Source organism: Pseudomonas furukawaii (genome assembly GCF_002355475.1).
Taxonomy (GTDB): Bacteria; Pseudomonadota; Gammaproteobacteria; order Pseudomonadales; family Pseudomonadaceae; genus Metapseudomonas; species Metapseudomonas furukawaii.
In genome coordinates this window covers 485,697-500,582 of record NZ_AP014862.1, presented here as the reverse complement: position 1 = coordinate 500,582, position 14,886 = coordinate 485,697, and the positions used below count along the sequence as shown (strand labels likewise).

Annotated in this window: 13 protein-coding genes; 4 read left to right on the top strand and 9 right to left on the bottom strand. The window is 67.6% G+C overall.

What is annotated here, in order from left to right; genetic code table 11:
* Window positions 1-114: 114 nt before the first annotated feature.
* From KF707C_RS02265 to KF707C_RS02250, 4 genes are all read right to left on the bottom strand, one after another.
* The gene (locus tag KF707C_RS02265; RefSeq protein WP_003453899.1) at window positions 115-1,467 is read right to left on the bottom strand and encodes a glutamine synthetase family protein; all 1,353 of its coding nucleotides are present in this window, start codon (window positions 1,465-1,467) and stop codon (window positions 115-117) included.
* Between the two features lie 28 nt (window positions 1,468-1,495).
* Entirely contained in the window at window positions 1,496-2,053 is a 558-nt protein-coding gene (locus tag KF707C_RS02260; RefSeq protein WP_003453897.1) for a helix-turn-helix domain-containing protein, read from the bottom strand.
* A 53-nt stretch (window positions 2,054-2,106) separates the two neighbouring features.
* Window positions 2,107-3,396, bottom strand: coding sequence for an NAD(P)/FAD-dependent oxidoreductase (locus tag KF707C_RS02255; protein WP_003453895.1), 1,290 nt, complete (start codon window positions 3,394-3,396; stop codon window positions 2,107-2,109).
* A gap of 145 nt (window positions 3,397-3,541) precedes the next feature.
* On the bottom strand, window positions 3,542-4,462 hold the full coding sequence (locus KF707C_RS02250) for a LysR substrate-binding domain-containing protein (RefSeq protein ID WP_003453890.1): 921 nt from the start codon (window positions 4,460-4,462) through the stop codon (window positions 3,542-3,544).
* Window positions 4,463-4,578: 116 nt separating this feature from the next.
* Between KF707C_RS02250 and KF707C_RS02245 the strand changes: the two genes are divergently transcribed.
* The gene (locus tag KF707C_RS02245; protein ID WP_003453889.1) at window positions 4,579-5,139 is read left to right on the top strand and encodes a tetratricopeptide repeat protein; all 561 of its coding nucleotides are present in this window, start codon (window positions 4,579-4,581) and stop codon (window positions 5,137-5,139) included.
* Between the two features lie 24 nt (window positions 5,140-5,163).
* On the opposite strand, the gene KF707C_RS02240 is transcribed toward KF707C_RS02245, so the two are convergent.
* The 3 genes from KF707C_RS02240 to KF707C_RS02230 all read right to left on the bottom strand — a co-directional run bounded on the left by KF707C_RS02240 (window position 5,164) and on the right by KF707C_RS02230 (window position 7,151).
* The gene (locus KF707C_RS02240) at window positions 5,164-5,421 is read right to left on the bottom strand and encodes a DUF2790 domain-containing protein (protein ID WP_003453888.1); all 258 of its coding nucleotides are present in this window, start codon (window positions 5,419-5,421) and stop codon (window positions 5,164-5,166) included.
* A 181-nt stretch (window positions 5,422-5,602) separates the two neighbouring features.
* Entirely contained in the window at window positions 5,603-6,055 is a 453-nt protein-coding gene (locus tag KF707C_RS02235; protein ID WP_003453887.1) for a YMGG-like glycine zipper-containing protein, read from the bottom strand.
* A gap of 109 nt (window positions 6,056-6,164) precedes the next feature.
* Entirely contained in the window at window positions 6,165-7,151 is a 987-nt protein-coding gene (locus tag KF707C_RS02230; protein ID WP_003453886.1) for a fimbrial protein, read from the bottom strand.
* Window positions 7,152-7,380: 229 nt separating this feature from the next.
* On the opposite strand from KF707C_RS02230, the gene KF707C_RS02225 reads away from it, so the two are divergent.
* The 3 genes from KF707C_RS02225 (at window position 7,381) to KF707C_RS02210 (ending at window position 10,709) form a co-directional block, all read left to right on the top strand.
* Window positions 7,381-7,851, top strand: a complete 471-nt coding sequence (locus KF707C_RS02225; RefSeq protein ID WP_003453875.1) for an Lrp/AsnC family transcriptional regulator — start codon at window positions 7,381-7,383, stop codon at window positions 7,849-7,851.
* Between the two features lie 366 nt (window positions 7,852-8,217).
* Window positions 8,218-9,900 (top strand): flavin monoamine oxidase family protein, encoded by a 1,683-nt coding sequence (locus KF707C_RS02215; protein WP_003453873.1) that lies wholly within the window; start codon window positions 8,218-8,220, stop codon window positions 9,898-9,900.
* Between the two features lie 14 nt (window positions 9,901-9,914).
* Entirely contained in the window at window positions 9,915-10,709 is a 795-nt protein-coding gene (locus tag KF707C_RS02210; RefSeq protein ID WP_003453871.1) for a carbon-nitrogen hydrolase family protein, read from the top strand.
* 393 nt (window positions 10,710-11,102) lie between these two features.
* Here the strand turns inward: KF707C_RS02210 and KF707C_RS02205 are convergent, their stop codons facing one another.
* Together KF707C_RS02205 and KF707C_RS02200 are read right to left on the bottom strand one after the other, a co-directional pair.
* Window positions 11,103-12,881, bottom strand: coding sequence for an acyl-CoA dehydrogenase C-terminal domain-containing protein (locus KF707C_RS02205; protein WP_003453868.1), 1,779 nt, complete (start codon window positions 12,879-12,881; stop codon window positions 11,103-11,105).
* A gap of 178 nt (window positions 12,882-13,059) precedes the next feature.
* A complete protein-coding gene (locus KF707C_RS02200) occupies window positions 13,060-14,853 on the bottom strand; it encodes an acyl-CoA dehydrogenase C-terminal domain-containing protein (protein WP_003453866.1) in 1,794 nt (597 codons plus the stop codon).
* Window positions 14,854-14,886: the final 33 nt, after the last annotated feature.

Here is a 14,886-nt window from a genome sequence, read left to right as displayed (position 1 = left end):
ATCCCGCGCGAGGGCCCGGTGCGCGCAGCGCACCCTACCTGGCATCGCCCCTCGTGGGGTGCGCCCTGCGCACCATGAACCCCGCGCGAAGGCAGGGAACCCGGGGCGGTAGCCTCACAGGTACCAGCGGTACTCCCGCGCGCTGACTTCGTTCATGAAGTCCAGGTACTCCTGGCGCTTGTTCTCGCAATAGACCATGACGAACTCGCTGCCCAGGCCCTGGTTGACCACCGGGTGGCTGCCCATGGCGGCGACGGCGGTGAGCATGTCCTTGGGGAAGTCGATGCCACTGGTGCGGTCGTCGTTGAGCGGGGCGATGGGCTCGCGGGCGGCGTCGAGGCCGTGTTCCATGCCGGTGAGGATGGCCGCCAGCACCAGGTAGGGGTTGGCGTCGGCGCCCGCCAGGCGGTGTTCGATGCGCAGGTTGCGGCCGTCGGACTCGGGGATGCGGATGCAGGCGTCGCGATCCTCGAAGCCCCAGCTGGCGCGGCTGGCGGCATTGACCATGGCGCCGTAGCGGCGGAAGGCGTTGTGGTTGGCGGCGAAGATGGGCATGCAGTGGGGCAGCAGTTCGAGGCAGCCGGCCACGGCATGGCGCAGCGGGCGCTGCTCTTCGGCGGCCAGCAGGTTGTTGCCGTCCTGGTCGTAGAGGCTGACGTGGACATGCATGCCGCTGCCGGGCGCCTCCAGGTAGGGCTTGCTCATGAAGCTGGCACGCAGGCCGTGCTTGAGGGCGACGCCCCGGGTGCTGCGGCAGAACAGGGCGGCCCAGTCTGCGGCCTGGAGGCCGTCGTCGCAGTGGCCGAAGTTGATCTCGAACTGGCCGGGGCCGAGTTCGGCGGTGATGACGTTGGCGGCGACGCCCTGTTCGTTGGCCGCGTCGACCATCTCGTGGAGCACGCTGGAGAAGCGCGAGAGGCGCTCGATGTGCATGTTCGGCTGGTCGTCCTCGTCCTCGCACAGCGGGTCGCGGGGGAAGCGCGGCAGGCCCGCGTCGAGCTTGCGGTCGAAGAGGTAGAACTCCAGCTCGAAGGCCACCACCGGGCGGATGCCGCGCCGCTCCAGGCGCTGCAGCACGCGGGCCAGCACCTCGCGGGGCTCGAACTCGATGGGCGCCTCGGTGCCGTCGGAGGTGATCAGCATCTGCCCCAGGGGCTCCTTCTCCCAGCGCACCGGTTTCAGGGTGCCCGGCACCAGGCGGCGCGGCGCGTCCGGGTCGCCGTCGGCGAAGCAGTAGTCGCCGATGGGGTAGAGGCCGCCCTGGGTGCCCAGCAGCACGCAGTTCTGCGGCAGCTTCAAGGGGCTGCCGGCGGCCACCTTCTCCAGCATGTCGATGGGGTAGCGCTTGCCGTAGAAGTGCCCGGGGATATCCAGGCAGATGAGGTCCACATAGCGGACTTCCGGGTACTGGGCGCGGAAGGCGCGGACTTCGCTGAGCAGATCGGGGTATCGCGTCGTTGTTGTCATCACTGCTGTCCTGAGGCGCTCGGGGTGCTCAGTTGAAGACCCAGAGGACTCGCGTGGGCTGGTCGGAAAGGTTGGCGTAGCGGAACTGGGCGTGGGGCGGCAGCTGGAAGCTGTCGTTGGCCCGCAGGGTGACGGGCGGGTCGGCGTCGCCGTACCAGATCGTCAGCTCGCCTTCGAGCACGAAGCCGCCCTGCTCGGAACTGTCGTCCAGATGCCCCTCGCCGCTGGTGGCGCCGGGCTCCAGGTGGCTCTCCAGCATGGAGAAGCCGCCGGACATGGTGGGCGAGGCCAGCACGTCGGTGATGCCGCCGGCGTAGTAGAGGGTGCGGCGCTCGCCGGGGCGGGTCACCCAGGGCGTCTGGCGCGGCTTGCCGGGGTTGTAGAAATAGGTGGTGGGCACCCCCAGCGCCTCGCTGATGGCGGTGAGGTCGGCCACCGTGGGGCGCGACAGCCCCCGCTCCACCTGGGAGAGGAAGCCCACCGAGCGGTCGATGCGGGTGGCCAGGTCGCCCAGGGTCACGTTCTTGTGCTTGCGCAGGTCGCGGATCAGGATCGCGAGGCCTTCGATCTCATCTTGCTTGTCCATGGAAGCTCCTTGAATCAAGGTCCCGGGGCCATCGGCCAGTCCGGGGCGGGCGTTCAGATCACGTCCCGCAGGCGGTAGTAGGCCTTGCCCGCCGCCTCCAGGGGTGCGGCCAGCAACGAGCCCCCCGGGAAGCGCGGGTTGCCGATGGCCTGGTAGAGGTCCAGCAGTTCGCTGTCGCCGAGGATGGCGTCGGCCACCGCCCGGGCGCCGGCCAGGGTCGGCAGCACGCCGTGGCCGGAGAAGCCCTGCAGCCAGTAGCGGTCGCCCTCGCGGCCGATGTCCGGGGTGCGCTTCATGCTGACGTCGATGTGGCCGCCCCAGCCGAACTCGATCTCCACGCCCTTGAGCTGCGGGAAGACGCGCTCAAGGTAAGGCCGGGTGGCGGCCGGCACGTCCTTCGGCAGGCCGCCCAGGTAGGTGCAGCCGCCGCCGAACAGCAGGCGGTGGTCCGGGGTCAGGCGGAAGTAGTCGGGGACGAACTGGTTGTCGATCACGCAGCTGTTCTTCGGCAGCAGCGAGCGGGCCAGTTCCGGCGCCAGGGGCGCGGTGGCCACCTGGTAGGAGCCCACCGGCAGCAGGCGGCTGGAGAGCTGGCGGTCGAGCCCGTCCACATAGGCGTTGCAGGCCAGCACCAGCACCTGCCCGCGCACTTCGCCCCGGGCGGTGCGGGCGACGAAGCCCGAGGGCGTCTGGCGGTATTCCAGCACCTGGCTCTGCTCGTAGAGGCGGCCACCCCGGGCCTCGATGGCGGCGGCCAGCCCCTGGGCCAGTTTCAGCGGGTTGAGGTGGGCGGCTTCGGGGTCGTAGAGCGCGGCCTGGTAGCGCGGGCTGTCGATCCATTCCGGCAGCTCCTCGCGGCCGATCAGGCGCATGCGGTCGTAGCCCCATTTGTGGATGGCGTCGTGCTGGGCTTCTTCCAGCAGCTTCACCCGGCGCGGCATGACCGCGGTCCAGAGGCTGCCCACGCGGTAGTCCACGTCGAAGCCATGGCGCCCCGGCAGTTCGCGCATCTCGTCGGCGGCCCAGCGCATGCTGTCCCAGAGCCGGCGCGTGCGCTCCAGGCCAAGGGCCTTTTCCAGCGGCGGCATGTCGCAGGACCAGCCCAGCAGGGCCTGCCCGCCATTGCGCCCGGAGGCGGCCCAGGCCACGCGGCTGGCTTCCAGCAGGATCACCCGCTTGCCCGCCTCGGCCAGGCGCAGTCCGGTGTGCAGGCCGCTGAAGCCGGCACCGATGATCAGGACATCGGCCTCCTCGCCGCCGGTCTGGATCGGGCGCAGGGGAATGCTGCCGGGGTAGGTGCGGGCGTAGTAGGTGCCGACATGCTGGGCGGACTGCTTGAACATGGGAGCCTCGTGAATTTTATGTGCGTGATTTTCATGAAAATCTACACATAAAAATTCACAAAGCCAAGCGCCTTGTTCGAAATAAACAACGAGAGAGTCAGAAAACCTTAATTAACGGGCCATCCAGCCCCTGAAGTGAGCAGAATCATGGACACCCAGCCGAGCGCCGCACCCAGTCCTCGCGCGCCAGGCATTCGGTCAGGTGGTCGAGGAAACAGGCGATGCGGGATGCCAGGGCGGTGTTGCGGTAGTAGACGGCGTGGATGGGCTGGCGCACCTCGACGGTGTGCTCCGCCAGCAACTGCACCAGGCTGCCGTTGGCCCGGTCGGCCTGGGTCATGAAGTCCGAGAGGCAGGTGATGCCGGCCCCGGCCAGGGCCAGTTGGCGCAGGGTTTCGCCGCTGGAGGCGCGCAGGCTCGGCTCGATCGCCAGGCTGTCGCCCTGGGCATGGCGCAGGGGCCAGGCGTTGAGGCTGTCCGGCTGGGTGAAGCCCAGCAGGCTGTGCCGGGCCAGGTCCTCCACGCTGTCCGGCACGCCGTGGGCGTCCAGGTAGGCGGGACTGGCCAGCACGCGGAGGTGGCTGCAGCCCAGGGAGCGGGCGTGCAGGCTGGAGTCGCGCAGGGTGCCGATGCGGATGGCCAGGTCGGTACGGTGCTCGATGAGGTCGATGATCTGTTCGCTGCTGTGCAGTTCCAGCTCGATCTCCGGGTAGCGCTCGCGGAAGCCGGCCACCAGGGGCACCAGCACATGCAGGATGAAGGGCGAGGCGGAGTTGACCCGCAGGCGCCCGGCGGGCTTCTGCCGGCGCAGGGCCATCTGCTCTTCCGCTTCCTCCACCTGGGCGAGGATGCGCCGGGCCTGGACGAGAAAGGCCTCGCCCTCCTCGGTCAGTTCCAGGCGCCGGGTGGTGCGACGCAGCAGGGTGACGTCGAGCTTGTCTTCCAGCCGGCTGAGGGCGCGGCTGACGCCCGACGCGGTCTGCGCCAGCTGGTCGGCGGCGGCGGTGATGGAGCCGGTATCGACCACTGTGGTGAAGGCCAGCAGTTCGTCCAGGGTGGTTTTCATGGGCGGGTCCGCAATCGGGTTCCCGCGTTTGATAACCGGTTTGCCCCCCGCCGTCGAGTGACGCCGGGGATGGATGCATCTACCCTGCACCCTGTTCCGCCAGGGAGAACCGCCCCATGTCCATTCAACGTACCCTGCCGCGCCTCGTCGGCATCACCGCCCTGTTCCTGCTGGCCGCCTGCGTCCAGCAACAGCATCAGCCGCCCGCCGCCCCGAGCCAGCCCCAGACGCAGGCCCCCGCCGCTACACCGCAGGATCCACAGGCCGCCGAGTTCGAGCGGGTTCGCCAGCTGGCCCAGCGCGGCGACCTCGACGCCCAGTACCAGCTCGGCAGCCTCTACTTCGTCGGCAAGCCGCAGAAGGACCTCAAGCAGGCCGAGTACTGGTGGAAACAGGCCGCCGACAAGGGCCATGCCCAGTCGGCCTTCAGCCTCGCCTTCCTCTACACCGGCCGCACCGACCCGACCTTCGCCAACCAGCCGGCCATGCAGCGGTACCTCAGCCAGGCCTCCGCCGCCGGCAACGCCATGGCCCAGCATGTGCTGGGCAGCATGTACGCCCAGGGTGCCGAAGGCTTCAAGCGCGATCCCTACCAGGCCCGCGCGTTGTTCCAGAGCGCCTGCGACCGGCAGTACCAGCCCAGTTGCGAGGCCTTGAAGAAGCTGCAGGTGAACTGAGGCCCGCCCGCTTCCGCACAGGAATCAGCTGTTGGCGCAGGCGCTGGATTGCTTCAGGTAGGTCACGGACTTCCGCTCGCCCTGGGCGTCGACGTAGGTCATCTTCGCCTGCACGGTCTCGCAGGTCAGGGGGTTGGGTTCGTCGATGGAAATCACGCGGGCGACGTCCAGCGGCATGCCGTACTGGTAGGGAACGGCTTCCGCGGATTTGGCGGCGAATGCGCTACCGCTGGCCAGCAGGGCGAGCAACAGGGCGGACGAGGTGGCGATTGCACGGTTCATGAGGGTGTCTCCTGGGTTCATCAGGGGCCTTGGCGCCGCTCATGCAGCGGCTTTCGGCCCGTGTGTCCATGAGACCCCAGTGGCCCCCGGCGAAAAAGAAGGCTTCCCTCAAAGCGCTTTTCCGTGACACGCAACAATCGGGCGCCGGCCCTTCGGCCAGGTCCTCTCGCCACTCCCGGTCCTAGGGTGTGATCTGGTAGCCCCGCTGCTGCATGCAGTTCATGTAGGCGGACGACGAGGTGCTGCTGGCCTGCTGGTTGGTGCGACGGTCCTGGCGTCGCTCCTGGCGCTGGCGCGAGCCGCCCACCACGGCACCGGCCACGGCGGCATCCTTGGCCTTCTCCTGGCGGTATTCCTGCTGCAGGTCGTCGTCGATGCGGTCGAAATCATTGCTGCGGGACTGGGCGACCGCCGCCCCCGCCACAGCGCCCGTGGCCGCGCCCCGCACGCGGCCGCCACCGGTACTGGAACTGCTGCTGGAGGAGGTGCCGCCGGCCTGGGACTGGCAGGCGGCGATGTCCTGCTGGATCTGTTCCTGGGTCTGGCCCTGCAGGGGGACCAGGGTTTCCGCGACAAGGGGCGGGCAGGCCAGCGCGGTGGCCAGGGCGATCAGGGGGGGAAACAGGGCGTTCATGGCGGCGCGACTCCCGAGGCAGGACGGCGACGGCCGGCATGACGCCGGCCGTTTCTCCTTCAGTCTGGTTCGCCGCCGCTGCGGTGAGGGGCGCGCCGACGGGCGGGGATCACTCGTAGAACAGGGTGAGGACGGCGGGAACCTGCATCGGGCCGGGGGTGATCTTCTCCGCCACCTGGTAGTAGCGCGCCGTGAAGGGCATGCTCAGGTCCCCGGTGACCGGTCCGGAGCGCCCGAACGTCAAGCGTTTCCACTGGGGCACCCGTTCGCCATTCCCATCGAGCAGTTCCACGCCGACGCCGGTGGCCATACCCTTGGCTGGATTGTTCCACAGCGCCGGGGAGTTGCTGCCACCAAAGCCGTAGATCTCGTAGGAAATCCGCATATTCGGATCGCACACCAGGTCGAAACTGAATTCCTGGGGCTTGGCGGTGGAGCCGATGCCGCTGAAGTCATGGAGATAGACATACCCCATGGGCACCGGTTTGCGGTACTCCTTCACGACGCAGCCCCGCCTCTGGTAGTTCAGGGCCGTGGCCGGAAATTCCAGGCGGTTGCTCAGCATGTTCTGGTAGTACACCTCGACCGCGGGGAGCCTGAAGGTGCCGGAGCCGATGTTCCCGATCTTGATCAGCTGGATCCACCACAACTGGGCCGGGGTGTAGTCCGTGGCGGCTATCGGCTTCTCCTCCCGAGGATTCCTCATGAGGGTCCCGCCATCGATGCTGTCGGGCAGGTTATCCCGGCTGTTGTGCCAGGCGACCTTGATCCCCACCCCCGGGACATTGGTTTCATAGACGCCTTTCAGGCCGGACGGGAAGGCGCCGCCCGTGGCGGCAAAGCCATACCTTAAGGTGGGAGTACCGGACCCCGTGCAACTGACGCTGGCGTCGCCGCCGTACTGCCAGCCCTTGGTGTCGTAGAGGATGGTTCCATTCGGCGCATCACGCGGGACGGTGAGGGTTGCCGGAAGCGGGAAGGTGGTGGTGCGGCTGGTGCCGCTGCACTCGACCCCCCAGGCATCGCTGAGTGTGAATGGCGCCAGGCAGGCACCGAGCAGCAGGGACAGCGGGGTGTTGCGCTTGAGGTTGTTCATGGGAATCTCCGGGAGCGGGCAAAGGCACCTAATGTAAGGCGCCGGCCCCGCGTGGCCCGGGCTTCACAACGGATATCCCTGTCGGAAACCCCGCAAAGCGCTGTGGGCAAAAGCGGAGTGCCCCAGCCAACCCCAAAGGCCCGGAAATTTCCCTGCCGCCACCCGGGCGGCCTTCAGCCCGGCGCGGGCATCAGGTAGCCTTGTCCGGTCACTTCCCGGCCGCCCGCCCATGTCCGAACTTTCCGCCGCCTTCCTCGACGAGATCGACCGCCAGTTGATCGCCGCCCTGCAGATCAACGCCCGCGAAAGCGTGGCCACCCTGGCCCGGCGCCTGGGCATCGCACGCACCACGGTGACCTCGCGCCTGGCGCGGCTGGAGAAGGCCCAGGTGATCACCGGCTACGGCGTGCGCCTCGGTCAGCGCGTGGCCGATGGCGGCCTGCAGGCCTACGTGGGCATCACGGTGAAGCCCCGCAGCGGCCGTGAGGTGCTGCGGCGGCTGACGGACATGGCGGAGGTGCAGGTGCTCTGCACGGTCAGCGGCGAGTTCGACTACGTGGCCTGGCTGCGCGCGGATTCCCCCGAGCGCCTCGACGAACTGCTGGACCTGATCGGCGGCGTGGACGGGGTGGAGAAGACCACCACCTCCATCATCCTCAGCTGCAAGATCGATCGCGGACAGCCCCTGGCGCCCGCCTGAGGCGACGGGGCACGGGTGTCTTCCCGCTTGCCCAGGTGCTGGCCTTTCCCCGGATTTCATCCGGGCTACCCGCTGCACATGGCTCCCTCTCCCTCCGGGAGAGGGCAGGGGTGAGGGAAACCGCTCGTTACGCGCATCCATTCGCACAGGACACTGGTCGACTCGATCAGGCCCCGGCCAATGGGCTGACTACCCTCTGGGATGGACTTCTCCAGCACCGTCTGGTCATTACGCATGATTCTCTCGTCACTTTGCATGAATGATCATCCAAACGACGACACTTTTGATCTTATGGACGAAATCCAGGCTCCCTAGAATGGCCCCATAGCCCTTCGGGCCCTCCCTCACACGCCATCAAGGTCCAGCATGAACAACAACAATCGCCACCCCGCCGACGGCAAGAAACCCATCACCATCTTCGGCCCGGACTTTCCCTTTGGCTTCGATGACTGGCTCCAGCACCCCGCCGGCCTGGGCAGCATTCCCGCCGAGCACCACGGCGCCGAAGTGGCCATAGTCGGAGCGGGCATCGCCGGCCTGGTGGCGGCCTACGAGCTGATGAAGATGGGCCTGAAGCCGGTGGTCTACGAGGCCTCAAAAATGGGGGGTCGCCTGCGCTCGCAGACCTTCGAAGGCACCGACGGCATCATCGCCGAGCTGGGCGGCATGCGCTTCCCGGCCTCCTCCACGGCCTTCTACCACTACGTGGACATGCTGGGCCTGGAAACCAGGCCCTTCCCCAACCCGCTGACCCCGGCCTCGGGCAGCACGGTGATCGACATCGAGGGCAAGACCTATTACGCGGAGAAGCTGGAAGACCTGCCGGCGCTGTTCCAGGAGGTGGCCGATGCCTGGGCCGACGCCCTGGAGGACGGCGCGCACTTCGGCGATATCCAGCAGGCCATCCGCGACCGCGACGTGAAGCGCCTGAAGGAGCTGTGGAACACCCTGGTACCGCTGTGGGACGACCGCACCTTCTACGACTTCGTCGCCAGCTCCAAGGCCTTCGCCAAGCTGTCCTTCCACCACCGCGAGGTGTTCGGCCAGGTGGGCTTCGGCACAGGTGGCTGGGACTCGGACTTCCCCAACTCCATGCTGGAGATCTTCCGCGTGGTGATGACCGCCTGCGACGACAACCAGCACCTGATCGTCGGCGGTGTGCAGCAGGTGCCCATGGGCATCTGGCGCCACGCGCCGGATAAGTGCGTGCACTGGCCGGCGGGCACCAGCCTGGCCTCGCTGCACAACGGCGCCGCGCGTCCCGGGGTGAAACGCATCGTCCGTGCCGCCGACGGTCGCCTGGCCGTCACCGACACCTGGGGGGACACCCGCCACTACGCGGCGGTGCTCGCCACCTGCCAGACCTGGCTGCTGACCACCCAGATCGAGTGCGAGGAATCCCTCTTCTCGCAGAAGATGTGGATGGCCCTGGACCGCACCCGCTACATGCAGTCGTCGAAGACCTTCGTGATGGTCGACCGGCCCTTCTGGAAGGACAAGCACCCGCAGACCGGCCGCGACACCCTGAGCATGACCCTGACCGACCGCCTCACCCGCGGCACCTACCTGTTCGACAACGGCGACGACAAGCCGGGGGTGATCTGCCTGTCCTACTCCTGGATGAGCGATGCGCTGAAGATGCTGCCGCACCCGGTGGAGAAGCGCGTGAAGCTGGCGCTGGACGCGCTGAAGAAGATCTACCCGGATGTGGACATCGCCGGCCACATCATCGGCGACCCGATCACCGTCTCCTGGGAGGCCGACCCGCACTTCCTCGGCGCCTTCAAGGGGGCGCTGCCGGGCCACTACCGCTACAACCAGCGCATGTACGCCCACTTCATGCAGGAGGAGATGCCGGCCGAGCAGCGCGGCATCTTCATCGCCGGTGACGACGTGTCCTGGACCCCGGCCTGGGTGGAAGGCGCGGTGCAGACCTCGCTCAACGCGGTATGGGGCATCATGAAGCACTTCGGCGGCAGCACCCCGGCGGACAACCCCGGCCCGGGCGACCTGTTCGCCGAACTCGGCCCCATCGCCCTGCCGGATTGAAACAGGAGAGCCCCATGCGCATCGCCCTCTACCAATGCCCGCCACTGCCGCTGGACCCCGAGGCCAACCTCGAACGCCTGCGCCAGCGGGCGGCCGAGGCGGCGCGGCGCGGCGCCCGGCTGCTGGTGACGCCGGAGATGTTCCTCAGCGGCTACAGCATCGGCCTCGAGGCCGTGCGCGCCCTGGCCCAGCCCCATGACGGGGACTGGGCCGGACGCATCGCCGCCATCGCCCGCGAGCAGGGAATCGCCCTGCTCTACGGCTACCCGGAGCGGGACGCGGGCGGCGCGCTGTTCAACTCGGTGCAGTTGATCGACGCCGGTGGCCAGCGTCTTGGCAACTACCGCAAGACCCACCTGTTCGGCGAGCTGGACCGGGGCATGTTCAGCGCCGGCGACGACCACTTCCCGCTGGTGGAGCTGGAGGGCTGGAAGCTGGGGATGTTGATCTGCTACGACGTCGAGTTTCCGGAGAACGTCCGCCGCCTGGCCCTGGCGGGCGCCGATGCGGTACTGGTGCCCACCGCCAACATGGAGCCCTTCGACTTCGTCTGCGATGTTCTGGTCCGCGCCCGCGCCTTCGAGAACCAGTGCTACCTGGCCTACGCCAACTACTGCGGTGCCGAGGGGGAGATCCGCTACTGCGGCCTGTCCAGCGTCAGCGCGCCGGATGGCAGCCTCGCCGCCGTCTGTGGCCGCGAGGAAACCCTGGCCTTCGCCGACCTCCGGCGGGACCTGCTGGAGCGCTCCCGGGCGAGCATCACCTACCTCGACGACCGGCGTTCGGAGCTATACGGCCCGCTGGCCTGAAGGGCGGATCGGGCCGAATGCAGGTGCGCGCGGCGCACCCTACGAGGGTCGGGGTACGCCCCGTGTTCGGTGCCGGGCGCTGAAAAAGAAAAACCCCGCCGAAGCGAGGTTTTGCAGACTAGTCCCGACATCCTTGATCTGACCGCCGTCCTGGCGGGAATCCGGTGTGTCCCTGTTCTTCAGTGCGCTTCCTGCGCGTCGTCCCATGGTGTGCAGATTAGTCCCAGCCACAAGGCGCCGAAAGGAGCCATAAGCACCAGCTTATGTAAGCCATTGCTTACACAATTTGGCAATTAGTCTGAAGGACGTCATCGCGCCCACAGGCCTGGCGGGCGACCGGCTGACAAAAAGCAAGGCCCCGCAGAGCGGGGCCTTGCAAACACTACGCACTGCTTAGAACTGCTCGGCGTCCAGCAGGAACAGCGACTCGCTGCCGGCCTTGACCGAGGCGGTCAGGGAGTGGATGCGCGGCAGCAGGCGGGCGAAGTAGAAGCGCGCGGTGCCCAGCTTGCTGGCGTAGAACGCGTCCTGGTCTTCCTTGCCGAGTGCGGCCCGGGCCATCAGCGCCCACATGTAGGCGTAGGCGGTGTAGCCGAAGACGTGGAGGTATTCCACGGAGGCGGCGCCGATCTCGTTGGGGTTGGTCTTGGCGCGATCCAGCAGCCAGGCGGTGAGGTCGTCCAGGTTGGCGATGGCGGCCTTCAGCGGTTCGGTGAACTCGGCCAGCTCGGCGGAGGCGCCGTTGGCGAAGGCCTTCATTTCGTCGGCGAAGTGCTTGTAGAAGGCGCCGCCGCTGCCCACTACCTTGCGGCCGGCGAGGTCCAGGGCCTGGATGCCGTTGGTGCCTTCGTAGATCTGGGTGATGCGGCAGTCGCGCACCAGCTGCTCCTGGCCCCATTCGCGGATGAAGCCGTGGCCGCCGAACACCTGCTGGCCATGGACGGTGGTTTCCAGGCCGAGGTCGGTGAGGAAGGCCTTGGCGACGGGGGTGAGCAGGGCGACCATTTCTTCCGCGCGCTTGCGGATGGCACCGTCCTCGCTGAACTTGGCGGTGTCCAGTTGCAGGGCGACGTAGCTGGAGAAGGCGCGACCACCTTCGTTGAAGGCCTTCATGGTCAGCAGCATGCGGCGCACGTCCGGGTGGACGATGATCGGGTCGGCGGCCTTGTCCTTGGCGACCGGGCCGGTGGGCGCGCGGCTCTGGATGCGCTCGCGGGCGTACTCGACGGCGCTCTGGTAGGAACGCTCACCGGTGGCCAGGCCCTGGATGCCGACGCCCAGGCGCTCGTAGTTCATCATGGTGAACATGGCGGCCAGGCCCTTGTTGGGCGCGTCGACGATCCAGCCGGTGGCGCCGTCGAAGTTCATCACGCAGGTCGCGGAGGCCTTGATGCCCATCTTGTGCTCGATGGAGCCGCAGGACAGGCTGTTCTTCTCGCCCAGGGAGCCGTCGTCGTTCACCAGTACCTTGGGCACCAGGAACAGGGAGATGCCCTTGGGACCGGCCGGTGCGTCCGGCAGCTTGGCCAGTACGAGGTGGATGATGTTCTCGCTCAGGTCGTGCTCGCCACCGGTGATGAAGATCTTGGTGCCGGTGATCTTGAAGCTGCCGTCGGCCTGGGGCTCGGCCTTGGTGCGGATGATGCCGAGGTCGGTACCGGCATGGGGCTCGGTCAGGCACATGGAGCCCGCCCAGGTGCCGGCATACATGTTCGGCAGGTACTTCTGCTTCAGCTCTTCGCTGGCATGGGCTTTGATGGAGAGGCAGGCGCCGGCGGTCAGCATCGGATAGAGGCCGAAGGACAGGTTGGCGGAGTTCACCATCTCCTCCACCTGGGCGGAGATCACCTTGGGCATGCCCATGCCGCCGAAGACGGGGTCCCCGCCGACGCCGACCCAGCCACCTTCGGCGTAGGTCCGGTAGGCCTCGGGGAAGCCGGCCGGGGTGCTCACCGCGCCGTCGTTCCACTGGCAGCCCTCTTCGTCGCCGGAGCGGTTCAGCGGGGCGATGACGCCAGCGGTGACCTTGCCGGCCTCTTCCAGGATGGCGGCGGCGGTATCGGTGTCGACGACCTCGGCCAGGGCCGGCATTTCCGCCCAGAGCTTGGCAACCTCGAAGACTTCGTTGAGGACGAAGCGCATATCGCGCAGGGGCGCTTTGTAGTCAGCCATGTGCAAACCTCGCAATCACACTCGGGCGGCCAGGACGGCCGGTTTCACGGGATAGCTCCGGAGTGTACATGAACAACTTTTTAGAGACATAGTGTCATTATGTGACCAATGATTCACACGAAGTCACGCAAATGAAACGGCCCGCGCAAGGCGGGCCGCTGCAACACGCGGGCTGGGATCAGAGATGGAAGTGCTCGGCCGGCAGCGCCATCAGGCAATCGCTGCCCGCCTCCACGGCGGCCCGGTGCGCTTCGGTGCGCGGCAGCAGGCGCTTGAAGTAGAAGTCGCAGGTGGCCAGCTTGGTCTGGTAGTAGGCGCTGTCGCCCTCCCCGGCCTGCACGCGGGCATCGGCCACCAGGGCCATGCGCAGCCAGAGCCAGCCGAGGGTGATGTAGCCGGAATACATGAGGTAATCCAGGGCTGCGGCACCCACCTCGTCTGGGTTCTTCATGGCGGCCAGGCCGACCTTCTGGGTCAACTCCCCCCATTGCTGGTTGAGGCGCTCCAGTTGGGCCACCTGGGCGGCCAGGCGCGGGTGCCCGGCGTGGGCCTGGCAGAACTGGTGCACCAGGCGGGTGAAGCCACGCAGCAGCTTGCCCTGGCTGCCGAGCACCTTGCGTCCCAGCAGGTCGAGGGCCTGGATTCCGTTGGTGCCCTCGTAGATGGGGGCGATGCGGCAATCCCGCACCAGTTGCTCCATGCCCCATTCGCGGATGTAGCCGTGGCCACCGAAGACCTGCATGCCGAGGTTGGTGGCTTCGAGGCCGGTCTCGGTCATGAAGGCCTTGCAGATGGGGGTGAGGAAGGCCAGCAGGTTCTCGGCCTGCTCACGGGCTTCGGCGCTTTCAGCGGCATGGGCGATATCCAGTTGCTGGGCGGTGAAGTAGGCCAGGGCGCGATTGCCCTCGTTGAAGGCCTTCATGGTCAGCAGCATGCGGCGCACGTCGGGATGGACGATGATCGGGTCGGCCGCCTTGTCCGGCGCCTTGGGGCCGGTGAGGGCGCGCATCTGCAGGCGGTCGTTGGCGTAGCGCACCGCGCCCTGGTAGCTGGCTTCGCCCAGGCAGAGCCCCTGCATGCCGGTGCCCAGGCGGGCGTGGTTCATCATGGTGAACATGCAGTTCAGGCCCTTGTTGGCTTCGCCGATGAGGAAGCCGGTGGCGCCGTCGAAGTTCATCACGCAGGTGGCGGAGGCCTTGATGCCCATCTTGTGTTCGATGGAGCCGCAGGAGACGGCGTTGCGCTCGCCGATGCCGTCACCCTGCGGCAGGAACTTGGGCACGATGAACAGGGAGATGCCCTTGGTGCCGGCGGGGGCGTCGGGCAGCTTGGCCAGCACGAGGTGAACGATGTTCTCGCTCATGTCGTGCTCGCCGGCGGAGATGAAGATCTTGGTGCCGGAGATGGCGTAGCTGCCATCGGCCCGGGGCACGGCGCGGGTCTTGATGATGCCGAGGTCGGTGCCGCAGTGGGGTTCGGTCAGGCACATGGTGCCGGTCCAGCGGCCCTCGGTGAGGCGGGTGAGGTAGGTCCGCTTCTGCTCCTCGCTGCCGTGGGCGTGGAGGGCGGACATTGCGCCATGGGTCAGGCCCGGGTACATGGCCCAGGACTGGTTGGCCGAGGCGACCATCTCGCTGACGATCAGCCCGAGGGAGAGCGGCAGGCCCTGGCCACCGTAGGCGGGGTCGGCGGACAGGCCGTTCCAGCCACCTTCGACGTACTGGGCGAAGGCTTCCTTGAAGCCCTTGGGCGTGGTGACCACGCCGTCGTGCCACTGGCACTCCTCCTCGTCGCCGGAACGGTTCAGCGGCGACAGCACCTGTTCGCAGAACTTGGCGCCTTCCTCGAGGATGGCGGCGACCATGTCCGGGCTGGCGTCGCTGGCCCCGAGGGCGGCATAGCTGGCCGGGTAGTCGAAGACTTCGTCGGTGAGGAAGCGGATGTCGCGCAGCGGGGCCTTGTACTCGGGCATGGCAGGATCTCCTTCGTTACGGTCCTGCCGACC